This is a genomic window from Streptomyces sp. NPDC003035, assembly GCF_042888285.1.
Lineage (GTDB): Bacteria > Actinomycetota > Actinomycetes > Streptomycetales > Streptomycetaceae > Streptomyces.
Genome location: NZ_JBIAPJ010000001.1, coordinates 824,424 through 849,477 on the forward strand (window position 1 = coordinate 824,424; position 25,054 = coordinate 849,477).

A 25,054-nucleotide genomic window follows, 5' to 3' on the forward strand; every position below is an offset into this window, starting at 1 on the left:
CCCGGAGGAAAGATCCTGGCGGAATGGAGGGCATGGAGACCCTTCCCGCTCCCGATGCGCCGGGCGACGTGCCGGACGGGCCCACCGTGCCCGATGTGGCGCCCCAGCTGCGCGCCCTGCGGCGGCGCCGTGGACTGACCCTGGAGGCGGCCGCCCTGCGGGCCGGCCTCTCCCCGGCCCACCTCTCCCGGCTCGAGACGGGCCGTCGGCAGCCTTCGCTTCCCATGCTGCTCGCTCTGGCCCGTATCTACGGTACGACGGTCTCCGAGCTCCTCGGCGAGGCTCCGCCCGAGCGTGACCCGATCGTCCGGGCGGGCCGGTCCGAGCCCGTGGAGGCCGACGGCTGGATCTACCGCCAGGCCGGAGGCCCCGGCCGCGCCCTGCAGGCGCTCCGGGTCCACGTGCCGTACGCCACCCGGTCCGACATCGTGCGCGTCCATCCCGGAGAGGAGTGGCTCCACGTCCTCGAAGGGCGGGTGCGCCTCGCGCTCGGCGACGCCGTGCACGTACTCGACCCGGGGGACAGCGCTCACTTCGACTCGCTCACCCCGCACCGCATCGGAGCCGCCGGTCGCGGCGGGGCCGAGCTGCTCTTCGTCCACACGCTGATGCAGAGCCCCGCCGCCGAGCTGTGCCTCGGCGACGGAGCCCCGCATCCGCGCTGAGCCCTCCGGAAGGGGCCGATATGTCCGAGAAGTCCGCACCGACCACCGGTGAGGAACGCGGCGAGGGCAGGTTCCCGAAGGGGCTCGTGCTCCGGCTCTTCGCGTATCTGGTGGCGGGGCATCTCTTCGCCGCCTTCCTCTACCTGCTGTTCGTGCTCGGCGGGCAGAACCGGTAGCGGACGGGGCGGCGGCGCCCGGGGCGGCTCACGCCTCGGCGACGAGCCGCTCGCGCAGCCGCTCCCGGGTCTCCGGGCTGAGCTTCAGGCCGTCCGAGAGGTAGCTCTCGACCGTGCCCCAGGTCTGCTCCATCGTCTCGAGCGCCGCCCGCAGGTACTCCACGCGCGCGTCGAACAGCGGGCTGAGCAGCTCCATCACCTCGGGCGACATCGCGTCCACGGCGGTGGAGCTGCGGCGCACCTTGTAGCGGCGGTGCGGGTCGTTCGACTTCACGTAGTCGGCCTCGATGGCCTCGCGCTCGACGCCCACCGCGAGCAGCGAGATGGCTATGGACAGACCCGCCCGGTCCTTGCCGGCCGCGCAGTGCATCAGCGCGGGGACGCTGTCCTCGGCCATCGCGTGCAGGATGCGGCTGTGCTCCGCCGTCCGCTCGACAATCATCTTCCGGTACGAATCGGACATTCGGTCCGCCGCCTTGCCGTCGCCCAGGGCGGCGCGCAGCTGCTCCAGCTCGCCGGTGCTGACCAGCTTCCAGAACTCCTTGCCGTCGGCCGGGTCGTTGAGCGGTATGTTCACATTTCGTACACCGGGGAGCTCGATGTCCAGGCCCTCGACCTTCCGGTCCGCCAGGTTGCGGAAGTCGAAGATCGTGTGCAGCCCGAGGGTGGAGAGGAAGGCCGCGTCCTCCTCGGTGGCGTGCGCGAGGTGGCCGCTGCGGAAGAGGCGCCCGAAGCGCACCGATCGGCCGTCCACGGTCGGCAGGCCGCCCACGTCCCGGAAGTTGCGTACCCCGGCCAGCTCGGGTTCGGTCGACGGGACCTGCGGCAGCTGCTGCGTCACGAGTGCTCCTGAAGGTTGGCGGATCGGAATCGGTTCCTGAGGCAATCATCCCGGGTGGGGTCGGCTCCGCACACCCCCGGGTAGAGGAATGGGTGTTCTGTCCGAATTGACTCCTTCGATATAACGCGCCCTGATTGCAGGGGAGATGGGATCCGGCGCGTGAGCAGCGTCATAAAGGTCACGGACCGTGCCTGATCATTCCGGCCAATCCCCTTACCGGAAAAGGAAATCAGGGTTCCGGTATCCACGGAGGGTGACCGGAATTCGGCGTGAATGGCAAGGCGGTGAATGCGAAAGAAAAACGGTGGCTTGTTCGGGTCGGCCCCGCTCGTCTACGGTCACCGTCAATCCGGTCGGACCGCCGAATCCTGCCACCGTCCGGAATCCGCACCCACCCACGTATGGCAGGAGCGGGGGACCCAGGTAAGTACGCCGCACCGGTCGATCCGGACGGCTCGGGGTGAAGCCGCGTGAGAACGCGGCCGAACATCTCCAGTTCGAACCCGACAGCTCACCTCGCAGGCGACGGAGAGGAATTCGCCATGCCCGCGAAGGGTAAGCATCGCCGTCCCAAGGTCAACCCGATCACGCGCGGATTCGTCGCCGCCGGCACCGGTGGCGCCGTCGTCGCCCTGCCGCTCCTCGGTGCGACCGGAGCCCACGCCGCCGACAAGGGCGCCCCGGTCGTGACGCCCGAGCAGGCCGTCGCCGCCGTCGCCGCGGCTCCGGCCGCCGCCCCGGCCGCTCCCGCCGCCAAGCCGAAGACGTACTCCGTCGTCCCCGGCGACTACCTGTCCAAGATCGCGGCCGAGCACCACCTGGCCGGCGGCTGGAAGAAGCTCTACCAGGACAACCGCCAGGTCGTCGGCGAGAACCCCTCGCTGATCCTCCCCGGCATGAAGCTCACCCTCGGCGCCAAGTCGACGGCCAAGGCGCCCGCGCCCAAGGCCGCCGCCCCGAAGGCAGCCCCGAAGGCAGCCCCCAAGGCCGCCCCGAAGGCCGCGCCCAAGGCGGAGAAGTCCTCCTCCGCTTCGGCCGAGTCCCGCAGCTCGCGCTCCACCGAGCGCAGCACGGTGGAGTCCACCCAGGCCGCCCCGGCCGCCCCCGCGCAGGCCGCGTCCTCCGGCTGGGTCGCCCCGGTCTCCGGCGGCGTCTCCACGCCGTACCGCGCCTCCGGCTCCATGTGGTCCTCCGGCTACCACACCGGTGTCGACTTCATCGCCTCCTCCGGCACCTCCGTGAAGGCCGTCGGCGCGGGCACCGTCCACTCCGCAGGCTGGAGCGGCTCGTACGGCAACGAGGTCGTCATCCAGCACGCGGACGGCACGTACTCCCAGTACGCGCACCTCTCCTCCCTCTCCGTCTCGGCCGGCCAGAGCGTCGGCGGCGGCGACCAGATCGGCCTGTCCGGTTCGACCGGCAACTCCAGCGGTCCGCACCTGCACTTCGAGATGCGCACCGGGCCGAGCTACGGCTCGGACATCGACCCGCTGGCCTACCTGCGTCAGCACGGCGTCGGCATCTGATCCACGCAACGCCAGAGAGGCCCGGCACTCGTGTGCCGGGCCTCGGCGTATTCCGGCTTGGGGCAATCTTGACCGGTGGCGTATCTCACCTGTCGTCAACCCCTCCTTACGGTCGCGTAGGTCACACGCGTAAGGGAAAGATGTGCTCCCGTGGCAGACGATTCGAGATCAAGAGACATGGGCGTGTTCGGGTCGTACGCGGCGATCGGTGACAGCTTCACCGAGGGCGTCGGCGATCCTGGGCCCGACGGGAAGTACGTCGGCTGGGCGGACCGCTTCGCGGTGCTGCTCGCCGACCAGCTGCCGGAGCACGACGCATTCCGTTACGCCAACCTGGCCGTACGCGGCCGCCTCCTCGATCAGATCGTGGAGGAGCAGGTCCCCAGGGCGAAGGCGCTCGCCCCGGACCTGGTGAGTTTCTGCGCGGGGGGCAACGACATCATCCGTCCCGGCAGCGACCCCGACGACGTCGCCGAGCGCTTCGAGCGCGCCGTCGCCGAGCTGACCTCGGCCGTCGGCACGGTCATGGTGACGACCGGCTTCGACACCCGGGACGTACCCGTGCTGCGCCATCTGCGCGGCAAGATCGCGACCTACACGGCCCATGTCCGGGCCATCGCGGACCGCTACGGCTGCCCGGTCCTGGACCTGTGGTCGCTCAAGTCCGTCCAGGACAGGCGTGCTTGGGACAGCGACCGGCTGCACCTCTCGCCCGAGGGGCACACCCGGGTCGCGCTGCGCGCCGCCCAGGTCCTCGGCATCGAGGTACCGGCCGACCCGGACCAGGTCTGGCCGCCGGTGCCGCCCCGGGGCACCCTGGAGGTGCGCCGCGACGACATCCAATGGGCCAGGGAGTACCTGGTGCCGTGGATCGGGCGGCGCCTGCGGGGGGAGAGCTCGGGCGACCACGTGGAGGCCAAGCGCCCGGACCTCATGCCCCTCTGAGCGCGGCAGCGTCTCCAGAGGGACGTAGCCGACGGGGCAGTGACCTCTCGTCCAGACCTGAGCGGGTGACGGGGCAGGAGTGGCGCACGGGAGGCGGCGCCGTGGGGTGCTGGGATGTGCGCGACGCCGGGCGGCTTTCCGGTCCGGCCGTCGTCCCCAGCTCCGACGACCCTCGAAGGGACCGCCCGTGAGGACCAGTCATCTCCCGAGCAGCCACCTCCCGGCCCCACCCGCCGGTTCTCCGTTCCCCGTCCGTCCACTCGCCCGTCCACTCGCCCGTCCGCTCGGCCGGGCGCTCGCCGTGGGCGCGGTGCTCGGCGCCCTGGCGGTCGGAGGCGTGGCGCCCGCCCTCGCCCTGACCCCCGGGCCCGCCGCGTCCGCGACCGCCACGACCGCCACGGCTCCGGCGACGATCACGGTGACCGGCACCGGCCGGGCCGCCGCCGAGCCCGACCTCGCGGTCCTCTCGGTCGGCGTCGAGGTGACCCGTAAGACCGCCAAGGACGCCGTGGCCGCCCAGCGCACCGCCGGGGAGGCGCTGCTGGCCGCGCTGCGGAAGCAGTCCGTCGCCGACCGGGACATCCGTACCCACAGCCTGTCCCTCTCGCCGGTCTACACCCAGACCGCGAACCAGGAGGCCAAGGTGACGGGGTATCAGGCCGCGCAGCACTTCACCGTGAAGGTCCGGGAGGTCGACAGGGCGGGCCAGGTCATCGGTGCGGTGACCGACGCGACGGGGGACGCGGGCCGCGTCAACGGCGTCTCCTTCGACGTCGCCGACCCGAGCGCGCTGCGGGCCACGGCGCGCGAGATCGCCCACAAGGACGCGTACGACAAGGCCGCTCAGCACGCTCGCCTCAGCGGGCACCGACTCGGCCGCCTCGTGTCGCTCACCGAGGGCGAGAGCGTACGGCCCGGCCCCGGAACCGCGACCGGAATGCCGGCCGACGCTCCGGAGGTCCCCCTGGCCCCCGGCGAGATCGAGGAGCGGGTGACGGTCACGGCGGTGTACCAGCTGCTCTGACGCCTAGGGCCTGTCTCTTGGATCAGGCCGGATCAGCGAGCGGCGTCTGGTGCGTGCGATCGCAAGGCGGAGGATGGGGGTCCCCCGCCGAAGGCAGGGGGAGAGTCCATGCGGTGGGGGTACCTCCCGTGCCGCCAGGCACAGGGGGCCATCGACGACTGACGACAACGCAGCGAGCGTGGGTGCCAGGCGTCGCGAGCCCGGCATGATCCAAGAGACAGGCCCTAGGGCGTGCCGGGCAGCCGGACCGTGACGAGGAGACCGCCGGCGGGGCGGGGGGCGAGGTCGAGGGTCCCGTCGTGGGCGCGGACGATGCTGTGCACGATGGCCAGGCCGAGGCCGACGCCGGCGTGCTCGTCCGTGCGTACGCGTTCCGTTCCGCGCTGGAAGGGTTCGGTGAGGGTCGGTACGAGTTCCGGGGGGAGGGGAGGGCCCGTGTTCTCGACCCGCACGACGCTCGTGTTGCCCCAGGCTTCGGTGTGGACCGTGACAGTGCCGCCGGCGGGGAGGTTGTGGACGATGGCGTTCTGGACGAGGTTCGTCACCATCCGCAGCAGGAGCTCCGCGGAGCCGCTGGTCCGGGCCGCCCCGCCGGTGACGTCGAGCGTGATTCCGCGCCGTTCGGCGAGGGGGAGCAGGGTTTCGGCGGCCTCTTCGGCGACGAGGGAGAGGTCGACGCTCTCTCGGGTGAAGGTTCGGCGGTCGCTGCGGCTGAGCAGCAGGAGGGCCTCGGTGAGGCCGATCGCCCGGGTATTGACCGTGTGCAGGCGTTCGATGAGCTCGCCCCGGGCCCGCGTGGGGTCCTTGCGGGCGACGTCGAGCAGCGCCTGCGAGACGGCCAGCGGGGTGCGCAGTTCGTGGGAGGCGTTCGCGGCGAACCTCTGCTGCTCTGCGACGTGCGACTCGAGCTGTTCGAGCATCGAGTCGAACGCGTCGGAGAGTTCACGGAATTCGTCCTGGCGGCCCTTCATACGGATCCGGTGGGACAGCGACCCGTTCCCGGCCGTCCGCGCCGCATCCGTGATCTGTGTGAGCGGTGCGAGCATCCGGCCGGCGAGGAACCATCCCCCGACGAGGCCGAACACGAGCAGGAAGCCCATCGCCACGGCCGCGGCGGGGGCGAAGGTGCGCACAAGGAGGTAGCGGTTGGGCGAGATCCCGAGAAGGCCCTGGGAGTTGTCGGGTACGTAGCGCAGCAGGAACACCCACACCACGGCCAGCAGGAGAGCGCCGGCGACGGCGAGGAACCCGGCGTAGCTGAGGGTGAGCTTCCATCGGGCGCTGAGCCCTGGGCGTCTACGCATGCGTCCTGCCGGGGCGGGCGGTGCCGGGGGTGTCGGGGCCGGTGTCGATGCGGTAGCCGACGCCCGGCACCGTGGCGATGATCCATGGTTCGCCGAGCCGTTTGCGCAAGGCGGAGACGGTGATGCGCACGGCGTTGGTGAGGGGGTCGGCGTTCTCGTCCCAGGCCCGTTCCAGCAGCTCTTCGGCGCTGACGACCCCGCCCTCGGCGGCGACGAGGACCTCCAGCACGGCGAACTGTTTGCGGGTGAGCGCGACGTAGCGTCCGTCGCGGAAGACCTCCCGGCGGAAGGGGTCGAGCCGCAGGTTCGCGATCTCGCGGACCGGGGGCCGGGCGTACGCGCGCCTGCGGTCGAGCGCCCTCAGCCGCAGGACGAGCTCTCGCAGCTCGAACGGTTTGGTGAGGTAGTCGTCGGCGCCGAGCTCGAACCCGGACGCCTTGTCGTCGATCCGGTCGGCGGCGGTGAGCATGAGGATCGGGATGCCGCTGCCGGAGGCGACGATGCGCCGGGCGACCTCGTCGCCGGAGGGGCCGGGGATGTCGCGGTCGAGGATGGCGAGGTCGTAGGAGTGGACGCCGAGCAGTTCCAGGGCGGAGTCGCCGTCGCCGGCGATGTCGGCGGCGATCGCCTCCAGCCGCAGACCGTCACGGACGGCCTCGGCCAGGTAGGGCTCGTCCTCCACGATCAGTACGCGCATGTCCGAAGCCTAAGCAGCGGGACATATCGCCGACGTATGCAAGGACATGTGCTGCAAGGACATGTGCGACGACGTGTGCACACCGGACACGCGACTCAGCCGGCCGATGCCGATGCCGATGCCGATGCCGATGCCGATGCCGACGCCGGTGCGGGCGCGGCGTGCGACCCGTCCGACGGCGCTTCGGCCGTAGTACGCCACCAGCGGCGCGACGCCAGCCCGGCAAGCACGGCGCCGGTGGCGTTGACCAGCACATCGTCCACGGAGGACACCCGGTCGAGCCGCAGGACGTACTGCGCGATCTCGACCAGGACCGAGCAGCCCGCCCCGAGAGCCAGGATCCGCGGCACGGACGCCGGCGCCGCGAACCGCATCGGGGCGAAGAACCCCAGCGCCGCGAAGACCAGCAGGTTGCCGACGATCCCGAGCGGCCCCATCGTGACCAGGTCCCGCAGCGGTACCAGGCTCACCCGGCCGGGGACGACGCCGGCCCCGGCGCCCGGCATCATGGTCAGCCAGAGGAACGGCACCGTCCCATGGACCATGCCCACCTCGGCCAGCGACATCCGCCACGCCGAGGGGACGCCGGCGGCACGCCGACGGCGCGCCAGAGCCCACACCACCAGCAGGGACAGTGGCACCGCGACCAAGGTCATGAGCACGACACCGTTGAACGTGTCGAAGCAGCCGTGCCACCGCCCGGCCAGGCACCTCGGAGCGGACATCATGAGCGGCCGCCGCACGAGGAACACGGCGCTCGCCACGCCGACGACCGCCAGGCCGATCAGCAGGATCCTGATGATCCCGCGCGTGCGGCGGGGCGGTGCCGACAAGGATGCGGAGTGGTTCATGCCCTCATGGAAGACGGAGGGCCGTTGCGGTGACGTATGCGATTTTCGATACGCCGGCGATACGCCCGCGATACGCCCGCGATACGCGGAAGGCGGGAGTCATCCCGCGGGCCGTGACGCGGCGCCGTCCAGGGACGGCAGGCCGAGCTCCCGAGCCAGCGCGGCGTCGGCCCACTCCAGCATGGCGGCCCGCGAGAGCGACCCGGCGTACGCGGTCATCTGCACCGCGAGCCCGTCCAGGAAGGCGGTCAGCCGCCAGGCCGCGGCCGCCGGGTCGGGACAGGGGAACTCGCCCGCCGCCGCCCCCTCCGCGATCACCTCGGTCAGGGCCGCCTTCCACTGCTGGTCGAGAGCCCCGGCCACCTCGCGCAGCGCCGGTTCCCGCAGGCAGGCCGCCCAGCCCTCGATCCACAGCCGCCAGCCCTTGGCCTGCCCGGTCGGGGCGTACCAGCGGACGGCGGCGCGCAGCCGGCGCAGGGCCGTGGTCCGCCGCCCGATGAGGCGCCGTAGATGCGCGAGGTCGGCCTCGGCGGCATAGGTGAAGGCCGCGGCGACGAGCTTCTCCTTGGTCGCGAAGTGGTAGAGCACCAGGGCGTTGCTGACGCCGAGCACGGCGGCCACATCGGCGATCCTGACGGCCGCCACTCCCCGTTCCTCGATCTGTTCGACGGCGGCCCGGAGCAGTTCCTCCCGCCGTTCCGCCACGCTCAACCGCACTCTCGCCACGTCGGTCAGCCTACACAGCACATGACACGGGCATGATCATTTACGGGGTGCCGACTGCCGGGTGCGGCCGGAGCCGCCCCGGCGCGGCCCGGCCGGGTCAGTACCAGCCGTACCGCTCGGCGATCTCCGGCAGCCGTTCCTCCGCGAGCGCGTGCGCCGCCGCGCGCGGAGAGCTTCCCTCCGCCTCCGCCCGGTCCAGCATCCGGCCCACCAGGGACCGCATGGCCCGCCGTATGTGCGTGAAGGCCTCCTCGGCGTCCGCCCCGATGTCACCGAAGAGCGTCCACCACCACCAGGCGTTGGTACCGGAGTTGACGACGACGTCCGGGAGCACGACGACCCCGCGCGCGGCGAGCAGCTCCTCCGCCGCGGGCAGGACCGGCATGTTCGCCGCCTCGACGATCCACCGGGCCCGGACCCGCGCCTGGACCTCGGCGTCGATCGCGTACGAGACGGCCGCCGGCACCAGGACGTCCGCGTCGGCCGACAACCAGGCGTCGCCCGCCTCCTCCCGGTCCCCGGGCCGCAGCGCCGCGCGGTCCACGGTCCCGTGCCCGTCGCGGGCCGCGAGGAGCGCCTCGACGTCGAGACCGTCCGGGTTGGCGATCGTGCCCTTCACGTCGGCGACCGCCACCACGGTCAGTCCGGCCCGGTCGAGGAAACGGGCGGTGGCCCCGCCCATGGTGCCGAGGCCCTGGACCGCGACCCGCGTACCGGCGTACAGCCGGCCCGCCCGGTCAAGGGCCACGAGGACCGACTCCGCGACCCCGCAGCCGCCCACCAGCTCGTCGAGCCCGATCCCGTCCACCTCCACCGCGAAGGCGTCGGCGAGCCGCCTCCGGGCCTCCTCCTCGTCCTCCAGAAGCGGATACACCGCCTGGACGGAAGAGACGAGCCCGGCCTCCGCCGCCGCCCGGTCGACCAGGTCCTGCGTCAGCCCCAGATCCTCGCCCATGGTCCAGCAGCGCTCGATGTACGGGCGCATCGCCCGCAGGTAGCGGACCAGTACGCCGTACGCCTCGGGGGAGCGCGGGTCGCAGTCGATGCCGCCCTTGGCGCCGCCCAGGGGGACGTACCGGCTGTTCGGGTCGTAGTGCAGGGCCTCCTTCATGGTCATGCCCCGGGCCAGGCCGGCGACCTCCTCGGCGGTGCAGCCCTCGCGCATCCGCAGCCCGCCGCTGGCCACCCCGCGTACCAGCCGGTCGACGACCAGATGACCGCGACGGCCGGTCACGTGGTCGGTCCAGCCGACGGACAACAGGGGGGCGGCGCTCATGGGGATACTCCGTGCTTCGGCGGTACTGAACAGCGGTTCAGTATCACCCATCGCTCCGCCGGGACCGTGGCGGGCCGCTCATAATGGAACGACATCGACCATCGGGAGGCCCCGTGACCGGCACCGGCTCCGACCACTCGCTGCGGGCTCGCCTGCGCGCCCTGCGGCCCGAGGCGTTCGGCGCCGACCCGGCCGGGGAGCGCCTGGCGCGCATCCGGCGCTCACCCCACTTCGCCGACGGCGTCTTCCAGAACCCGCAGTCCGCCCGGACCCCGCCGTCCGGTTCCACCGTCGAGTTCGCCAAGATCTACTTCCAGAAGGAAGCACGGGCGCGCCGGGCCCCCAGCGGCACGATCCCCGTCCACCCGACCACCCTGGGCGACCTCGCCAAGCCCCCGGTCTCGGGGCTCCGCCTCACCTGGATGGGGCACTCCAGTGTCCTCGCCGAGATCGACGGCCACCGCGTGCTCTTCGACCCCGTCTGGGGCGACCGCTGCTCGCCCTTCGCGTTCGCCGGCCCCAAGCGGCTGCACCCCGTGCCGCTGCCGCTCGCCGCGCTCGGCCCGGTCGACGTCGTCGTGATCTCCCACGACCACTACGACCACCTCGATCTGCCTACGATCAAGGCACTGGCCGCCACGGACACGGTCTTCGCGGTCCCGCTGGGCGTCGGCGCCCATCTGGAGCGCTGGGGCGTGCCCGCCTCGCGTCTGCGCGAGCTGGACTGGAACGAGTCCACCGAGATCGGCGACCTGCGGCTCACCGCCACCCCCGCCCGCCACTTCTGCGGCCGCGGTCTGCGCAACACCCAGCACACCCTCTGGGCCTCCTGGGTCGTCGCGGGCCCGGACCACCGGATCTACCACAGCGGCGACACGGGCTACTTCCCCGGCTTCGCCGAGATCGGCACCGCGCACGGCCCCTTCGACGTGACCATGATCCAGATCGGGGCGTACAGCGAGTTCTGGCCCAAGAACCACACGGACTATACGCCGCTGCCGGGTGAGTGGCCAGACAACCACATGTCGCCCGCGAAGGGGGTGCAGGCGCATCTTGACCTGCAAGGAGATGGTCCGGGTGGGGTGATGTTGCCGATCCACTGGGCGACCTTCAACCTGGCTCCGCATGCGTGGGCGGAGCCGGGGGAGTGGACCAAGTACGAGGCCGAGGAGGTCGGCCAGGCGGTGGCGTTCCCTCGTCCTGGCGAGCCGTTCGAGCCTGCGGGGAAGCTGCCGTCGGATGCCTGGTGGCGGGGAGCGTCTCACCCCATTGCCCATCCGTGGCGCCAGCCGAAACCGACAGAAAAGCCAGGCGAGGCCCGCCAGCTTGATCTTGACCTTGCGGGTGATCGGTGAGGTCGGGTGAGGACGAACTGGACAGGGTTGTGGCCATGCTTGCTCGTTTCTCGGAGGAGGAGCGTGACCGTGTGCTGCGTGCTGTGGACGGCCCGTCCCGGCGGGAGCCTCCGGTGAGTGCCGAGCGGTTCGTGCCTCTGCCGACGAGAGGGGGATCGTCATCGGTTGTCGTCCGCACACACGTCGTGGGCGCATAAACCCGCGACCGCCAGCCGCTGACCGACATCCGCCCCCGCTTTCGCGCATGCTGTCGCGGCCCGGTCGAAGGGTAGGTCCTTCATAGGAGTAGGTGTTCAGTCAACTCGGGCACCGCCTTCGACAGGCAGTCGATGGCAATTCCCAGGGCCTGTCGGTGCTCGCGTGCGAGGGCGGCGGCGCTATGACCGATGGGGGTCACCGCCCAGTGCGGCCCTGTCGGTAGACGGGATCGACCGCGAGGCCGTCGCGCGGAGCTCCGGCAGCGGCTGGGCGAAGCGCCCTCCGCGGATCTCCCGCCGCGTCTACCCCGATCTCCCGCCGGTTTCCCAGGTCATCTCCTGCCATTTCCCAGAAGGCACCCACAGTGGGCGAGTTCAAGATGATCCTCGACGAGGTCCGCGCGTGGCAACGAGGCCAGCCGACAGGTCACCGACCAGCGCCCCAAGACTTGCCACCGGCCCTGAAGAGGGATGATGGACCCCAGAACGGCTCGCCGGTGATCGTCGAGTACAAGCGGGCGACCGACCCGGGTGTGCTGTCGCAGGGCCTGTTCTACGTGGCCTGGCTGATGGACCACCGGGAGGACTTCGAGGCCTTGGTCCGCGAGCTGCTCGGGGCGGCGGCTGCCGCCGGAGTTCTGTGGAGCACACCGCGGTTGATCTGCGTGGCCGGCGGCTTCACGCTATGACCTCCACGCCGTGCGTGAGCACCGGCAGGTCCATCGATCCCGTGCGCTACACCATGCTAGGTGAGCACCACATCGCGCTGGTCGACGAGACGCTGCTGGGGCTGGGCGAGGGCGTGACGAAGGTCGAGCGCAAGCAGTACGACGCGTACCAGCGGCTGCGGAACTTCGCCTGCGTCACGCCGAGGCAGGAGAGCCCTGCTCTTGCACTGTAGATGCCACCAGCGAGGGTGGAATCACTCAGATGAGTGGTTGCACATCGTCCTGAAAAGCCGGTGCAAGAAAAATCGCACTATTTCATCTACGGCGCGTCTGGAAGCGTACAACCTTGTCTCCGGTGAGGACTAACACCTGTGCGCACGAGGGCGGTTGCACCCTTAAACGTTGTTATTGTCGCCGCTAGCAGGTCTACAGCTCCAGGCGCATTGCTGCGGCCCGCTGCCAATTCACATGGCGGGTGAAAAATGCGCCGCGGCGTATCCTGCGAACCGCGGGACGCCCGTATGTGTCACCGATCTCGGCCATCGGCCCGGACGACGTCCCGTGGACGTGTCCGATCGAGTTGGAGGGCCATGGAATCGTTGGAATCGGCGTCTGCGCCCCTGCGCATCGAGGTGAATCAGCTAGGGCCCTTGCCGGCGTTCCTGACAGAAGCCCCGGGAGCCGTTGCTCGTGTGACAGCACCGACCGGCGACAAGGTGTGGCTCGTACGTGACCACGCCCTCGGGCGCCTGGTGCTGACGGACGACAGATTCAGCCGGGTCGCGGCCGCCGGGGCCTCGGCGCCGAAGCTGGTCGACGTCCAGCCCGCCCCGCAGTCGATGGTGAGCATGGACGGCCCCGACCATGCGCGGCTGCGGCGCGTGGTGGCGGGTGCGTTCACCGGACGCCGGGCAGCGCTCCTGGGCCCGTCCATTGAGCGGTTGGCCGACGAGCACATCGGCCGGCTGATCGCTGCTGGGCCACCCGCGGACCTGAGCGGAGGTCTGGCCCTGCCGCTGGCACGCGGCGTGCTGTGCTCGCTGCTGGGCATCCCCGCGCAGGACAGCGACTGCTTCCGTGACCACGTGGAAGTGGTGTTCGACTGCACGCACGGCACACGCCAGGAAAAGGCGCGGCACCGCCTCGGGCTGGTGAGTTATATGGCGGGCCTTGTCGAGCGCCGGCGCCAGGAACCGGACGACGACCTCCTCACCGCGATGATCCAGGCACACGACGAGGACAGGCTGTCTTCTGCCGAACTGATCACCATGGGCTTGACGTTGCTGACGGCCGGATATGAGACGACCGCGGGTCAGATCGGTCTGGGGGCGCTCGCCTTGGTGTCTGACCCGCTCGCATACGGGCAGCTGCGCCGACGGCCCGAGCTGCTGCCCGCGGCCGTGGAGGAGCTGCTGCGGCTCACGCCCTCCACCCCGGTGAGTCTGACCCGGGTGGCAACGCAACCGGTACGGCTGGGCGGAGTCACGGTCGCCGCGGGCGAGGCCGTTGTGGTGTCGTTGCTGCACGGCAACCGGGACGAGAGCGTTTTTGCCGAGCCGCGGGACGGCACGTCGCAGAGTCGTTCTGCCAACCACCTGACGTTTGGCCACGGCGCGCACCGGTGTCCCGGCGCGCCGCTCGCCAGGCTCCAGCTGCAGATCGTCCTGGCGCAACTGCTGCGGCACTTCCCGTCCTTGCGGCTGGCCGCCGGGCCGCCGCAGGCCGTCGCCTGGAAGGAGGGTCTGTTCACCCGCGGGCTCTCACGGCTGCTTGTGGAGTGGTGAGCCAGGGTGCCCAGGGGTCTGGCCCCTTGCACTGTGCCGCGACGGGAGCCTCTTACGAGTGAAAGGCCCGCTTTTGGCCAGGTGCGCGAGGTTTCCCTTGGCAGAATCGGCCGTTGCACACCGACGGCAGCAGCCGGTGCGAGCGACGTCACGAGGAGTTTGTAGTGGGCACGGGATACAGCATCGTCGTGGAAGTTCTGGTCGGCGAATTCGGGTGCCCCGAGGGCGACCTGACGCCCGAAACCACGATGGAGGACGTCAACCTGGACTCCTTGTCGCAGGTCGAGTTCGCCGTCGCCCTGGAGAGGCGGACCGGCCTGCCCTTCAGCCACGATCAGGTCACCTTGGACACGACGCTGAGTCAGGTTGCCGCCGCCATCGATGGCTCGTACGCCTCCGGTGCGGAGGTGACGGCACCATGACACCGAGCAGTGGCCAAAGCGCGCCGAGCGGCCCGGAGAGGGAAACGCGGTTCACACGATGAGCACGAGTGTGTTTCTGTCGCCCGTCGATGAACTCCTCGCCGGAATTGGCGCGCGTCCCTCACCCCCCATCGGAATGGCCCTGCTGTTCACGGGGACACCGCCGTCGCTTGCTGATCTGCGCGCTCGCGTGGCCGACCGCTGGGGCGGCATTCCGCAGCTGCGCCGCGTCCTGCTGCGGCCCGGGCCGCCCTCCTGGCTGCGCCGTCACCGCTGGCACCACAGTGAGGACGTCGACCTTGGCGCTCATGTCGCCGAGGTCCTCGCGGCGGTGCCCAGTGACGGTATGGGGCAGGAGGCGTTCACGGGACTGCTCGCCCGCCTGATCACCCAGCCGGTGCCCGGCGGGCGGCCCCCTTGGCGGTTGCTGCTGGTCCGCCCCGGCCAGAAGGGGTCGCAGGAGCGCTTCGCCCTCATCCTCACCGCCCACCACGCCCTCATGGACGGACGGTCCCTGGAACGCCTGCTGAGCGGGCTCCTCGACAGCGGCAGCGAACGCGGCGGCACCACACACCGCGGTGTGCGGACCACACCTGCAGCGCGGGATGCCGGCCGGCCGCTCGACACCCTGCGGTGCGGGCGTGCCCTGCCACGTCTCCGCGGGCCGGTCCGCCCGGAGAGGGACTTCGCCTGGAGCGGCCTGGACACCGACACCGTACAAGCGGCCCGCCGGGCTCTGCCGGGGCTGGGCGCGACCTTCAACGAACTGCTGCTCGCGGCGTCCGCAGGCGCCCTGCGTGCCGTCCACGGCCCCCCGGAGCGCTGGCCCGGCGCGGCTCGCCCGCTCTACGGCATGTTCTCCGTGGACCTGCGCACACCCGAACAGAGTGAAGAGCTCGGCAACCTCCTCTCAGTGGTGCGACTTCCCCTGCCCGTGGCGGTCGACGACCCCCAAGAACGGCTGCGAGCCTGCCGTGAGCTGCTAGCCGGCCCCGGTCCCCTGCAGCGGGCGCATGCCACGCTCGACCTGGTCAACGCCGCCTCCCGCATCGGACCCTGGGCGCTGCGCCTGGTCAGCATTCCGGCCGCTTTGCCGAACTGGGCCCCCGTGGCCTGCACCGTCATCACCTGGCCGCGCGGGCCCTGGTCCCTGGACGGCGCAGCGCTGGAGCGGGTGATTCCCCTGGCGCCGTTGCAGACCCGCGGAACGGTCCGCCTGACGCTCACGGACTACGCGCGTGCCTTCACGCTGACCGTGACGGGCCACACCCCTGAGGGCCACGCCCGGGACCTGGCCGACGCGTTCGAGCGAGAACTGGCATCGCTCGCGCACGGTGTGCCCGCGTTCAGCGCCCGGCCTGGTGACCGACCCGTCACGGGTCTCGGACACCGGGCCGATCGCTGTGCCATGGACGTGCCTGATCGACGTGGAAGGCCATGAGTTCCGCCTCTGCAGCGCCCGGCAGCGGGGCTATGTGCCGACGGAAGACAGACAGGCGGTGTAACCCATGAGACTGTCCCTCGCCGACGAGATGCTCCTGCGTAACGGATGCTCCGGTGTCACGGGGCTGGCCGCGGTCTTCACTGGGGAACCGCCTTCGCTGGAGGAAGTCCGGCGGCGGGTCGCCGAACGCTGGACGGCCCTGTCCCGGTTGAACCAGGTGCTTCACTTCACGCCCGGCGCCGACGAGGACGGGCGCCGCGCGCACTGGGCCGTCCCGGGACCGTTCCACCCTGATGAGCACGTTCTTGACGCGGACTGCGAGTTGCACGAGCTGTGGGCCCACCTCGTCAACCGGCCGCCGCCCGGCGGGGCGCCGCTCTGGCGGCTGTTCCTCGTTCCGGGCGGATCGGAAGGCGGCTTCGCGCTGGCGCTGGTGGCCCAGCATGTGCTGATGGACGGGCACTCCCTCACCGTTGCGCTGCGCGCGCTGATGGACGGCGCCGACCCTGTGCGGACCAGCAGCCTTGTGCCGCGGCCCCCTCGCATCCCGCTGGCTGCGGTGGCCCGGGAGCTCAAGGCGCTGACCTCACCCGGGCAGATCCTCCCCCTGCCCTCACCTGACCAGGCGGAGCCCTCGGTCGCCGTCCGCCTGCTGCCGGTTCCCACGTTGCGTGCCGCGGGCCGGCACCCCAAGGGCACACGCGGCGCCACCCCGAACGAGCTGCTGACCAGCGCGGTGGCCGGAGCGCTGCGCACCCATTTCGGCCCTTTGAAGGACTGGCCGTCCGCGCGGCCGGTGTACGCGTGTGTGCCGTGCGACCTGCGTACACGGGAGAACCAGGACGAGTTGGGCAACGTCGTCACCGCCATTCGGGTCGCGCTGCCCCTCGGCCTCGCCGACCCGGTGGCCCGCCTGCGGGTCTGCCAGGGGGCGCTCCAGGCGGTGCCCGAACGAGCCGGCGTTCACGCCGCCGTGCTGCTCCCCCTGGCGGAGAGCGTTCGGCGGATGGCGCCGTGGGCGGGCGCGCGGCTGACCGGCAGAGGAGGCCGGCCGTCCTACATGGCGACGGTGACGACCGCCGTGAGGTGGCGTGCCCGCTCGACCACCTTTCAAGGCCGGGAGCTAGGGCACATGGCGGGCCTGCCCCCGTTGTCCCGGCCGGGCGGTGCCAGCTTTCTGCTGATGCAGACTCCGGGCGCGTGCGCGCTGACCGCCGTGTGCCACCTGCTTCCCGGCAGCGCCGACCGGCTCGCCGACGCCGTCGTCCAGGAGATCGACACCTTGGCGCGGATGGCAGAGCCGGGTCACCACGCCGGCCACGCCGGTGCGCACCGACCAGGCCCCTGATGACGGCACCAGAGCAAAGGAAGACACCGTGAAGACAGAACACCTGGACCACTGGGATGAGTTGCGCGCCTTGTGTGCGAACTGCCTGTCCGTGCCGGTGCAGGACGTCGTGCCGCAAGCTCGGCTCGTGGCCGACCTCGGAGCCGACAGTTTGGACATCACCGAACTCCGGGCTGCCGTCGAGGACCACTTCAACGTGTCGTTCAGAGGCGTCGATCCCGCCTCGGTACACACGGTCGGCGACCTGACCGAGCTCATCGAGCACCTGCGCACCACGCGTGCCTCGGGAGTGGGATCCGGATGACTCACCAGAGCGCCGTCGCGGTCACGGGCCTCGGTGTCCGCTGCGCGGCAGGGACGAGTGTCGGCGCACTGTGGGAGAACCTGCTCGCCTCCCGCTGCCCGGCCCAGATGCACGCCTTCGATGCCGAAGGCACCGTCGTACGCCCCGCATGCCCGATGCCCGAGTTCACACCGGAGGGCTACCTCACCTACAAAGAAGCGCGGCGAACGGACCGGTCCGTGCAGATGGCGGTGTGCGCCGCCACGGACGCCGTCGCGGATGCCGGAGGCCTCCAAGCCCCCGCAAGCCGCAGGGCGGTCGTCACCGGCACCGCCTACGGCGGAGTGATCGCCCAGGAGGCCGGGATCGGAGGGCCCGACGTGACGTACGTACCCCGGATGATGCCCAACGCCGGCGCCCACTGGATCAGCGCCAAGCACGGCGCCACCGGCCCCACACTGACTCTCTCCACGGCCTGCGCCTCCGGCAGCCATGCGGTGGGCGAGGCGATGCTGATGATCCGGGCCGGGCGCGCCGACGTCGTCATCGCAGGCGGCCACGAAAGCCCGATGACCGCGACGACCGCGCTCGCCTTCGGACGATCCGGTGCCATGATCACCGAATGCGACGACCCTGCCCGTGCCTTGAGGCCCTTCGACACGGACCGGCAGGGATTCCTGCTCGCCGAGGCCGCAGCCTTCCTGGTGCTGGAGCGGCTGGATGACGCCCGCGACCGCGGCGCCCGGATCTACGCCACCCTCACCGGGTACGGCAGCACCTCCGACGCCCATCACATCACGGCGCCTCACCCCGAAGGCACCGGCGCGCGAGCGTGCATGGAACAGGCGCTCGCTGACGCCGGCACCCCTGCCGACGCCGTCACGCACATCAACGCGCACGGCACCGGCACCGCATTGAACGACGTGGCCGAAGCACGCGCCCTCACCGCCCTGTTCGGCCCCGCCGCCGTCCCGGTGACCGCCAGCAAGGCGGTCACCGGGCACTCCCTCGGGGCGGCGGGAGCCCTGGAAGCCGTGATCACCTGCCTGTCACTGCACGAGGAGATCGTGCCGCCGACCGCGAACACCGTGCGTCTCGATCCGGAGTGCGACGTGGACCTCGTGACCGCCCGGCCACGCAAACTGCCCGCCGGACCGGCCCTCAGCACCAGCTTCGCCTTCGGAGGCCACAACGCCTGCCTCGTCTTCGACGCCCCTCGGATCTGACGCGCCGACCGCACCGAAAACAACGACCGTACCCATCACGAGCACAGGGAGATCCGCATGCGGCTGTCAGGGAAAGATGCAAGCTTCCTGCGCCCGGGGCTGCCCGGAACAATGGGCTCTGCCACGCTGTACGCGGGCAAGCCGTTCGACCTGGCCGAACTCCGCTCCCGTGTCGGTGAGCGCTGGGGTGGGCTGGAGCGGATGCACCAGATCCTGCAGCCGCCTTCCCGGCTGGCGGCGCTGTCCGGCCACCGCTGGGCGTTCGCGGGGCCGTTCGATCCGGCCGCACACGTCACCGCGTGCGCACAGGAACTGCCCTCGCTCCTGGCCGCGGCGGCAGTGCGGCGGCTGCCTGCCGACCGGCCCCCGTGGCAGCTGCTGGTGCCCGAACCCGCACCGACCGGCGAACAGTCCCTGGTGCTGCTGGCCCACCACGCGCTTCTCGACGGCGGCTCCCTCGCTATCCTCCTTCGCCTCCTCATGGACGAGGCCGACATCCGCGTCCGCGCACCGAAACCCGCCCCGATGCTGCCGCGGCCCCGCGTCCCGGTCACCGACCTGCTCGGGGAGTGGCATGCCAGCAGCGGCCGGGGACAGCCCCTGCCGCCGGCACCTGGCGAATGCCGCCCCTCCATCACCGTCGCCCGGCTCGACCCCGCCGTGATGCGCTCGGCACGGTGCCAGCCCGCGACCGGACGGGGCGCGACGTTGAACGAGCTCCTCCTCAGCGCCCTGGCCGGTGCCCTCCCCACCTGCTACGACACCCTCTCAACCCGGTCCTGCGGCGCCGCGCCCCTGTACGCGAGAGTTCCCGTGGATCTGCGCAGCCCGTCCGAGGCACAGACGCTCGGCAACCTCAGCACCGCCATCCGCGTCCCGCTGCCCGTGGACACCGATTCCCCGGCCGACCGCCTTCGGACCTGCCAGCACCTGCTGTCGGCCGCGAACCGGCGATGCCAAGCCCACCGCGCGGCCCTGGCCGTCCTGGAAGGCATCTCCCGCACGGCACCCTGGCTGACCACAGCGCTGACCAGGCGCCTGATCCAGCCCGATGTGAGCACAGCAGTGTGCACGGCGTTCAAGTGGCGAGGCGGCCCGAGCCACCTGCACGGCCGCCGCCTGACCGGCATCACAGCCCTGCCTCCCCTCCCTCCACCCGGCACCGTCAACCTCGACCTCGTCCAGAACGCGGAGACCTACACGCTCACCGTCGTCAGCCACCTCCGCCCCGGTGACTCCCAACTGATCGCCGACACCGTGGCAGGGGAACTGACAACGCTGGCTGCGATGAGCACTTCTCACGTCGCATGAACAGCTGGGTCAGCGGAGCGAAAGGGTCGGCATAGGGCCAGGCGGCACACGGCTGCTGCTCGTTCAGCAGGCCGGTGCTACCGGTGTCCTGCTCCGTCCCGGCCGGGGACGACGACGGCGCCCTCCCGATCGGGGGGGGCGCCGCGATGGTGCGCAAGGTGCGGCAGTCGGTTCAGCCGGCGAGGCGGAGGGTGGGCCGGACCTCGGGGGCCGGGGCGTCCTCGCCGCCTTCCGGGTCGGGTTCGAAGTCGGTGCCGGTTCGGGCGTCTCGGGCCCGCGGGGGCCGGATGTCGCCGGTCGGGAAGTTCAGCGGCCACACGAAAGTGTCGGGGTCCTTGAGGTGGTACCGGCGGCCAGCTTCCTCCAGCCCCTTGACTGGGTTCGCGACCTTGGCAGCCGTGGTCGTGGCGAACACGAACGCGATCGGCGGCGTGCCTCCCGGCCGGTCGGCGGGTGACGGGTAGACCTGGCGCCATAACCACTTCTCATGGCTGATGTGCCCGATCGCGTCGGCGCGGGGCAGGCCAGGCTTGCGCCGTTTGCTCGGCCGCCGCGTTGGCCGGCTTCGAGCCCGTGCCCCGCGTCGTGGTCGCAGCACGCCGGTTTACAGCATCTCGAAGTCCTGGAAGTCGAAGCCCGGAACGACGACGCACGACACCAGGACCGGCTCGGCGCCTTTTGTCTCTGCGGTCTGCCAGACGCCGGCCGGCACCCGGACCTGCGGTTGCTCACCGTGCTCGACCTCTGGCCCCAGAACCAAGACGTCCGTCACCTCGGGCGCGTTCCCGTTTCCGCCGAGCCGAAGGATCAGCGGTCCGCCTCGGTGCCATAGCCACAGCTCCTCGGCACGCACCCGGTGCCAGCGTGAGACCTCACCCGGGTGAAGAAGGAAGTAGATGCCTGTCGCGAATGGACGCGTCTCTGCGTAGCCGTCCGGTACCGCTTGCGGCTCGGTCACCCAGGTACGGCGAAACCAGCCGCCCTCGACGTGCGGCTCAAGTCCAAGGCGTGCGACCAACTCAGAAGTTCTCGAGGCCTCGCCGCCCACTGGTGCATCGAGTTCGTCAGCCATGGGTCGTATGGGGCGGCAAGTCGATCTGTGATCTCAGATACGTGAGGCCCGAGGTTCCGGCTGTACCTGCCTGATCACCGATCATCCGCTCAACGAGCAGCAGGTGCCTCGTCCGCCACCGGGTCACCGCGGCGCGAAGCGTCCTGAACTCTTCTGTCAGCTCTCGCTCGCCTGCCTCGTTCATCCCAGGCGTCGTGCCGGGGTCCGTGTCGGAGAGGGAGGGGCAGCCCGGTGCGGTGATCTGCTGGAACAGTTCGGTGAACTGACTTGACTGTGCTCCGCTCGCATTGTCGAGGAGCGGCCGAAACGAGGCGAAGCTTTCAGGGGTCAGGTGGTCCAGAAGCGCGAGGTGATCTTCGAGTAGGCAGATCACCGCGGTGACGCGGCGCAGGGCGGTGATGGCCGTGGGGGCATGGCCGGAGCGCGCTTGTTGAAAGGCTCTTTCCAGGTCGACCAGCGCTTGGCTCACGAGCAACTCGGCGGACTGGTGCACGGTGATGAAGAGGTGTTCGTCTGCCCACTGCTCCGACTGGTCGTCAGGGGTTCGGGGTTGTTGAAGGCCCAGGAGGTCGGGAAGTTGTAGATAGCAGGCGTAGGGCGTCTCCATGGGGACTCCGCCTCGGTCGGTGATGTCGTCCTGTTCAGCGGGGCGCGGCCAGCACCGCGTGTTGCTGCTCTGTGCGGTGGCACGCCCCCTACCAATGATGGCCGCCGGCAATGAACGTCTGTCACGTCCCAGCTCGAGACGCCCTGGCATCACCCGATCGGACCCCTTGTCCTCACGGCGCGCAGGGGAGCCTCGCTGTGCAAGGGCCGGATTCCATGCCGGTCGGCCGCAGGTTGTTGCCCGGGCGGGTCAGAACGGTCGGGGAGCACGATCGGCGAGATCAGCGACGGACGCGAACGGATCCTCACGATCGGAGTGGGAGTAGCGCGCTCGGGTCGGCTGGCGAGCCCGGGAGCCCCCTGCACTTCGTGACGAAGCCACGGGAGCCGGCACTGTCCGGACTCGGCCGCACCGGATGCAGGATCCGACATGCCCACCCGCTCATCCGCCGCAGGCGCTCGACAGGAGGGTTTTCCCCGAGACGAGGACGCGAAATTCATTGTGGCGCTTGCGGGAACGGGCCCTACCGGCCGACGCCGTAGCGTGGGGGGTCCCTTGTCTGTCCAGCCTGGTCACCTTCCCCCTGCACGTGACGTGAGGAAGTTATCAACCGTCCCCCGACGGTAATCCGCAGACCGTGCGGCGCGCGGGGGACGCCCGCCCAGTGCACTCCACATGCGCGGGGCGAGCCGACTTGACCCCCACTATCGCGGCCAGGGCCTGTGCGGGCGCATCCTGGCCGCTCTTTACGATGCCGTACGCCAGCAGGACCTGCCCGCGCTGGCGGTACCGGTGCGGCCGACGGGCAAGGCCGCGCATCCGTACCTGCCGATGAGTGAGTACCTCTCTAACGGCCGTTACTGGTGGACTCGCGTATGCGACTCTCGCCAGGCGCGAACGAACAGATCGGTGACGATGTCTGGTCGTGGTCTCGTGGCCTTGCCAAACCTGTGGCACATAGCGGTACACCTGCAACCGGCGTCGAAATCGTCCGGAGGAGCCTTGTCCGGAGCACTCCTTCCGTAGGCGCGGCGTCCCGCCGGCCGTCTGCGGGTTGAACCTGATGGTCACCCCCTGTGTGGGCTGCTGTGCTGCGGGCGGTCAGGGGCCGGGATGGCAGCAGGTACCGCGTTGGAAACCTCGGGCCACGTCGAGCCAGGTGGTGTCAGGGGGAGCGGCTGGAAGCGGCGACGTGTCGACGCGGGTGAGGTCGGCTTGATGGTGGGGCACGCCGTCGCGCAGTACCAGGGGGGTGTTGATGAGGGTGGTGAAGTCGGTGAAGGGATCGCCGTCGATGACGGTGAGGTCGGCGATCTTGCCCGGCTCGACGGTGCCGAGGTCGGTGTGGAGTCCGAACAGCCGGGCGGGGACGGCGGTGGCGCTGCTCAGGGCCTGGGCGGGGGTGAAGCCGTGGGTGTGCAGGGCGCGCAGGGCGAGGTGCAGGGAGAGACCGACCGGGGCCAGGGGGGGCGTCGGTGCCCAGTGCGAGCCGGGCGCCGCCTGCGGCGAGCAGACGGTAGTTGCCCATTTCGGTGGCCAGCGCCTGGAGCTGCTGGGGGGTGGGCGGGGTGCCGGCGCGTTCGCGGACGGTGGCGACGTCCCAGGGCGGCATGAGGGTGTGTACGCGCACGTCGTCGGCCAGGACGGGGTCGTCGGCGAGGAGGGCCCGTGCGGTGAACGGAGTGATGATCAGGGAGTAGGTGCCGTCGGCGTACTGCTGGACGAGGTCCTGGCGGATGTGGCCGAGAGGCGTGGTGGCGTGTCCGTGGGGCAGGCGCTGGGTGGCCTGCAGGTGAGTGGTCAGGTCCTGGCCCGCGGCACGGCCGGGGGAGCACAGGTGACTGCCGCAGGGCACGCCGAGGCGGTGTGCTGCCACGGCGGCCCGCGCCATGAAATCGGCGGGGGCCCGCACGTAGGTCTTGACGAAGTCGACGTCCAAGGCGGCGGCCCGTTGCAGGGTGCGCTCCAGGCCCGCCCTGGTGCGGTGGGCGCGGCCCTTGCTGTAGGCGGTGCGGGAGCCGTCGATCAGCTCCGCGCAGGCCAGCAGGCGTGGGCCTGTGCTGTGGCCCGAGGCGAGTGATTCGCGCAGCCCGATTGCCTCGTACAAGGGTGCGCCGAGGCAGGCGGTGGTGGTGATGCCGTAGGCGAGGGCGGTGAGGTTGTTACGGGCGCCGTAGGTGGCGCTGTAGGGGTGGGTATGGCTGTCGATCAGACCGGGGACGACGGTCTGATCGGAGGCATCGATGGTGCGGTGACCGGGGCGGCGTGCCTGGTGCGGTTCGACGGCGGTGATGCGGCCGTTGTCGATCAGGATGTCGACGTCGTGGCGGGGCGGGGCGCCTGTGGCGTCCCAGAGTTGGCCGGCGTGGATGCGCAGCGGTTCCCGTCCGCGTGGTCGGCGTCGCATGGACAGCGCGACGGGGCAGGGTGCGGGTGTGTCCCGGTGCCGTACCGCCGTCGAGGTCCAACAGGCGCAGACGCCCGTTGGCGAGGTAGAGCAGGCGGTTGGACTCCCGGGCCCAACTGGGGTGGTCGGCGGGCTCTTCGGTGACGTGGCGGGCGGGGCCGGCCGGGGTGCCGTCGGGGGTGACCGGGAGCAGCCACAGGGCCGATTCGGCGACCAGCGCCATGTGACGGCCGTCGGGGGACCAGACGGGTCCGGCGGCGGCTCGGTCGGACAGTGATTGGTGCGCGGTGGGCAGGTGGCGCCGGTCGGTGCCGGTGCGGGTGTCGATGACCCGGATGAGGTGATAGCCCTCACGGAAGCCGCGCGGACGCACACCAGTGAGCGTCCGTCCGGCCACCAGACGGGGTCGTAGTCCTCGAAGGCACCGCCGGTCAGCCGCCTCGGCCGGGCGTCGTCCACGTCGACGACGCACAAGCCGAAGGGACTGCCCGACACCGGGTCGCCCCCGCGTTCGGAGGAGAATGCCAGGCGGGTACCGTCGGGTGACCAGGCGACGCCGCGGTCGTCCCAGGGGCCGTGGGTGAGCTGCCGCAGCCCGGTGCCGTCGGCCCGCATCGTCCACAGGTGGAAGGCGCCGCCGCGGTAACCGCCCAAGGCCACCGCCTCACTGGTGGGGGACAGGGCCGGGCGGGTCGCCTCCAGGTCCCAGTCCGTCAGCCGGGCGGCATGCCCGCCATCGCCGGGCACGCGCCACTGCACTCCCTGTGCTTCGGCGATCACCAGGCGGCCGTCGGCGGAAGCGGTGACCGACCCGCCGGTGATCTCTCGGTAGTGCAGAACCTGCTCCTCGCCGGGGGCATCGGCGGCAGCCCTGACAGGGATCGCCGAAGCTGCCAGTC

At 71.0% G+C, this 25,054-nt stretch carries 23 protein-coding genes, 1 pseudogene and 1 riboswitch; of the genes and pseudogenes, 14 read left to right on the plus strand and 10 right to left on the minus strand.

Annotated elements, in window-relative coordinates; genetic code table 11:
* The first annotated feature begins 32 nt into the window (after positions 1 to 32).
* Complete coding sequence (locus tag ACFYV5_RS03700; RefSeq protein WP_389163866.1) at positions 33 to 665, plus strand: XRE family transcriptional regulator; 633 nt, start codon at positions 33 to 35, stop codon at positions 663 to 665.
* 20 nt (positions 666 to 685) lie between these two features.
* Positions 686 to 841, plus strand: a complete 156-nt coding sequence (locus tag ACFYV5_RS03705) for a DUF6126 family protein (protein ID WP_389163869.1) — start codon at positions 686 to 688, stop codon at positions 839 to 841.
* Between the two features lie 28 nt (positions 842 to 869).
* Here the strand turns inward: ACFYV5_RS03705 and ACFYV5_RS03710 are convergent, their stop codons facing one another.
* Complete coding sequence (locus ACFYV5_RS03710; protein ID WP_355115069.1) at positions 870 to 1,682, minus strand: tyrosine-protein phosphatase; 813 nt, start codon at positions 1,680 to 1,682, stop codon at positions 870 to 872.
* Positions 1,683 to 2,031: 349 nt separating this feature from the next.
* A riboswitch (cyclic di-AMP (ydaO/yuaA leader) is annotated at positions 2,032 to 2,220 on the plus strand.
* A gap of 4 nt (positions 2,221 to 2,224) precedes the next feature.
* On the opposite strand from ACFYV5_RS03710, the gene ACFYV5_RS03715 reads away from it, so the two are divergent.
* The 3 genes from ACFYV5_RS03715 to ACFYV5_RS03725 all read left to right on the plus strand — a co-directional run bounded on the left by ACFYV5_RS03715 (position 2,225) and on the right by ACFYV5_RS03725 (position 5,177).
* The gene (locus ACFYV5_RS03715; protein WP_389163872.1) at positions 2,225 to 3,208 is read left to right on the plus strand and encodes a peptidoglycan DD-metalloendopeptidase family protein; all 984 of its coding nucleotides are present in this window, start codon (positions 2,225 to 2,227) and stop codon (positions 3,206 to 3,208) included.
* Between the two features lie 150 nt (positions 3,209 to 3,358).
* Entirely contained in the window at positions 3,359 to 4,153 is a 795-nt protein-coding gene (locus ACFYV5_RS03720; protein ID WP_389163875.1) for an SGNH/GDSL hydrolase family protein, read from the plus strand.
* 187 nt (positions 4,154 to 4,340) lie between these two features.
* On the plus strand, positions 4,341 to 5,177 hold the full coding sequence (locus ACFYV5_RS03725) for an SIMPL domain-containing protein (protein WP_389163878.1): 837 nt from the start codon (positions 4,341 to 4,343) through the stop codon (positions 5,175 to 5,177).
* 224 nt (positions 5,178 to 5,401) lie between these two features.
* Here the strand turns inward: ACFYV5_RS03725 and ACFYV5_RS03730 are convergent, their stop codons facing one another.
* The 5 genes from ACFYV5_RS03730 to ACFYV5_RS03750 form a co-directional block, all read right to left on the minus strand.
* Positions 5,402 to 6,481: a sensor histidine kinase gene (locus ACFYV5_RS03730; RefSeq protein WP_389163880.1), complete on the minus strand. Its 1,080-nt coding sequence runs from the start codon at positions 6,479 to 6,481 to the stop codon at positions 5,402 to 5,404.
* Positions 6,474 to 7,178 carry a response regulator transcription factor gene (locus ACFYV5_RS03735; protein ID WP_389163883.1) on the minus strand — a complete coding sequence of 235 codons (705 nt, stop codon included), beginning with the start codon at positions 7,176 to 7,178 and terminating at the stop codon, positions 6,474 to 6,476. Before ACFYV5_RS03735 ends, ACFYV5_RS03730 begins: the two co-directional genes overlap by 8 nt.
* A gap of 95 nt (positions 7,179 to 7,273) precedes the next feature.
* The gene (locus ACFYV5_RS03740; RefSeq protein WP_389163885.1) at positions 7,274 to 8,029 is read right to left on the minus strand and encodes a VanZ family protein; all 756 of its coding nucleotides are present in this window, start codon (positions 8,027 to 8,029) and stop codon (positions 7,274 to 7,276) included.
* 99 nt (positions 8,030 to 8,128) lie between these two features.
* The gene (locus ACFYV5_RS03745; RefSeq protein WP_355115082.1) at positions 8,129 to 8,755 is read right to left on the minus strand and encodes a TetR family transcriptional regulator C-terminal domain-containing protein; all 627 of its coding nucleotides are present in this window, start codon (positions 8,753 to 8,755) and stop codon (positions 8,129 to 8,131) included.
* Between the two features lie 97 nt (positions 8,756 to 8,852).
* On the minus strand, positions 8,853 to 10,031 hold the full coding sequence (locus ACFYV5_RS03750) for a Glu/Leu/Phe/Val dehydrogenase dimerization domain-containing protein (RefSeq protein WP_389163887.1): 1,179 nt from the start codon (positions 10,029 to 10,031) through the stop codon (positions 8,853 to 8,855).
* An 83-nt stretch (positions 10,032 to 10,114) separates the two neighbouring features.
* On the opposite strand from ACFYV5_RS03750, the gene ACFYV5_RS03755 reads away from it, so the two are divergent.
* The 9 genes and pseudogenes from ACFYV5_RS03755 (at position 10,115) to ACFYV5_RS03795 (ending at position 20,069) form a co-directional block, all read left to right on the plus strand.
* Complete coding sequence (locus ACFYV5_RS03755) at positions 10,115 to 11,386, plus strand: MBL fold metallo-hydrolase (protein WP_389163890.1); 1,272 nt, start codon at positions 10,115 to 10,117, stop codon at positions 11,384 to 11,386.
* A 679-nt stretch (positions 11,387 to 12,065) separates the two neighbouring features.
* Positions 12,066 to 12,475: pseudogene (locus ACFYV5_RS03760) on the plus strand (transporter); the annotation flags it as partial.
* A 468-nt stretch (positions 12,476 to 12,943) separates the two neighbouring features.
* A complete protein-coding gene (locus ACFYV5_RS03765; protein ID WP_389163893.1) occupies positions 12,944 to 14,035 on the plus strand; it encodes a cytochrome P450 in 1,092 nt (363 codons plus the stop codon).
* Positions 14,036 to 14,148: 113 nt separating this feature from the next.
* Positions 14,149 to 14,457 carry an acyl carrier protein gene (locus ACFYV5_RS03770; RefSeq protein ID WP_389163896.1) on the plus strand — a complete coding sequence of 103 codons (309 nt, stop codon included), beginning with the start codon at positions 14,149 to 14,151 and terminating at the stop codon, positions 14,455 to 14,457.
* A gap of 136 nt (positions 14,458 to 14,593) precedes the next feature.
* Entirely contained in the window at positions 14,594 to 15,898 is a 1,305-nt protein-coding gene (locus ACFYV5_RS03775) for a wax ester/triacylglycerol synthase domain-containing protein (protein WP_389163899.1), read from the plus strand.
* Between the two features lie 67 nt (positions 15,899 to 15,965).
* Positions 15,966 to 17,249: a wax ester/triacylglycerol synthase domain-containing protein gene (locus ACFYV5_RS03780; RefSeq protein WP_389163902.1), complete on the plus strand. Its 1,284-nt coding sequence runs from the start codon at positions 15,966 to 15,968 to the stop codon at positions 17,247 to 17,249.
* Between the two features lie 28 nt (positions 17,250 to 17,277).
* Positions 17,278 to 17,553: an acyl carrier protein gene (locus ACFYV5_RS03785; RefSeq protein WP_389163905.1), complete on the plus strand. Its 276-nt coding sequence runs from the start codon at positions 17,278 to 17,280 to the stop codon at positions 17,551 to 17,553.
* Positions 17,550 to 18,758: a beta-ketoacyl-[acyl-carrier-protein] synthase family protein gene (locus ACFYV5_RS03790; protein ID WP_389163908.1), complete on the plus strand. Its 1,209-nt coding sequence runs from the start codon at positions 17,550 to 17,552 to the stop codon at positions 18,756 to 18,758. The genes ACFYV5_RS03785 and ACFYV5_RS03790 overlap by 4 nt, the downstream gene beginning before the upstream one ends.
* 57 nt (positions 18,759 to 18,815) lie before the next feature.
* The gene (locus ACFYV5_RS03795) at positions 18,816 to 20,069 is read left to right on the plus strand and encodes a wax ester/triacylglycerol synthase domain-containing protein (protein ID WP_389163911.1); all 1,254 of its coding nucleotides are present in this window, start codon (positions 18,816 to 18,818) and stop codon (positions 20,067 to 20,069) included.
* 172 nt (positions 20,070 to 20,241) lie between these two features.
* Here the strand turns inward: ACFYV5_RS03795 and ACFYV5_RS03800 are convergent, their stop codons facing one another.
* From ACFYV5_RS03800 to ACFYV5_RS03815, 4 genes are all read right to left on the minus strand, one after another.
* Positions 20,242 to 20,484 (minus strand): hypothetical protein, encoded by a 243-nt coding sequence (locus tag ACFYV5_RS03800; RefSeq protein ID WP_389163914.1) that lies wholly within the window; start codon positions 20,482 to 20,484, stop codon positions 20,242 to 20,244.
* 189 nt (positions 20,485 to 20,673) lie between these two features.
* Entirely contained in the window at positions 20,674 to 21,141 is a 468-nt protein-coding gene (locus ACFYV5_RS03805) for a cupin domain-containing protein (RefSeq protein WP_389163917.1), read from the minus strand.
* Positions 21,134 to 21,748, minus strand: coding sequence for a tryptophan 2,3-dioxygenase family protein (locus ACFYV5_RS03810; RefSeq protein WP_389163921.1), 615 nt, complete (start codon positions 21,746 to 21,748; stop codon positions 21,134 to 21,136). The genes ACFYV5_RS03805 and ACFYV5_RS03810 overlap by 8 nt, the downstream gene beginning before the upstream one ends.
* Positions 21,749 to 22,849: 1,101 nt before the next feature.
* Positions 22,850 to 23,212 (minus strand): amidohydrolase family protein, encoded by a 363-nt coding sequence (locus tag ACFYV5_RS03815; RefSeq protein WP_389165060.1) that lies wholly within the window; start codon positions 23,210 to 23,212, stop codon positions 22,850 to 22,852.
* Positions 23,213 to 25,054 lie beyond the last annotated feature (1,842 nt).

What these genes read in the sequence shown, in the direction of transcription:
- ACFYV5_RS03790 (WP_389163908.1), top strand. Translation starts at nt 17,550, where the DNA reads ATGACTCACCAGAGCGCCGTCGCGGTCACGGGCCTCGGTGTCCGCTGC.
- ACFYV5_RS03740 (WP_389163885.1), bottom strand. Translation starts at nt 8,029, where the DNA reads ATGAACCACTCCGCATCCTTGTCGGCACCGCCCCGCCGCACGCGCGGG.
- ACFYV5_RS03810 (WP_389163921.1), bottom strand. Translation starts at nt 21,748, where the DNA reads ATGGAGACGCCCTACGCCTGCTATCTACAACTTCCCGACCTCCTGGGC.
- ACFYV5_RS03755 (WP_389163890.1), top strand. Translation starts at nt 10,115, where the DNA reads ATGGAACGACATCGACCATCGGGAGGCCCCGTGACCGGCACCGGCTCC.
- ACFYV5_RS03700 (WP_389163866.1), top strand. Translation starts at nt 33, where the DNA reads ATGGAGACCCTTCCCGCTCCCGATGCGCCGGGCGACGTGCCGGACGGG.
- ACFYV5_RS03715 (WP_389163872.1), top strand. Translation starts at nt 2,225, where the DNA reads ATGCCCGCGAAGGGTAAGCATCGCCGTCCCAAGGTCAACCCGATCACG.
- ACFYV5_RS03805 (WP_389163917.1), bottom strand. Translation starts at nt 21,141, where the DNA reads ATGGCTGACGAACTCGATGCACCAGTGGGCGGCGAGGCCTCGAGAACT.
- ACFYV5_RS03705 (WP_389163869.1), top strand. Translation starts at nt 686, where the DNA reads ATGTCCGAGAAGTCCGCACCGACCACCGGTGAGGAACGCGGCGAGGGC.
- ACFYV5_RS03775 (WP_389163899.1), top strand. Translation starts at nt 14,594, where the DNA reads ATGGCCCTGCTGTTCACGGGGACACCGCCGTCGCTTGCTGATCTGCGC.
- ACFYV5_RS03730 (WP_389163880.1), bottom strand. Translation starts at nt 6,481, where the DNA reads ATGCGTAGACGCCCAGGGCTCAGCGCCCGATGGAAGCTCACCCTCAGC.
- ACFYV5_RS03780 (WP_389163902.1), top strand. Translation starts at nt 15,966, where the DNA reads ATGAGACTGTCCCTCGCCGACGAGATGCTCCTGCGTAACGGATGCTCC.
- ACFYV5_RS03795 (WP_389163911.1), top strand. Translation starts at nt 18,816, where the DNA reads ATGCGGCTGTCAGGGAAAGATGCAAGCTTCCTGCGCCCGGGGCTGCCC.
- ACFYV5_RS03735 (WP_389163883.1), bottom strand. Translation starts at nt 7,178, where the DNA reads ATGCGCGTACTGATCGTGGAGGACGAGCCCTACCTGGCCGAGGCCGTC.
- ACFYV5_RS03750 (WP_389163887.1), bottom strand. Translation starts at nt 10,031, where the DNA reads ATGAGCGCCGCCCCCCTGTTGTCCGTCGGCTGGACCGACCACGTGACC.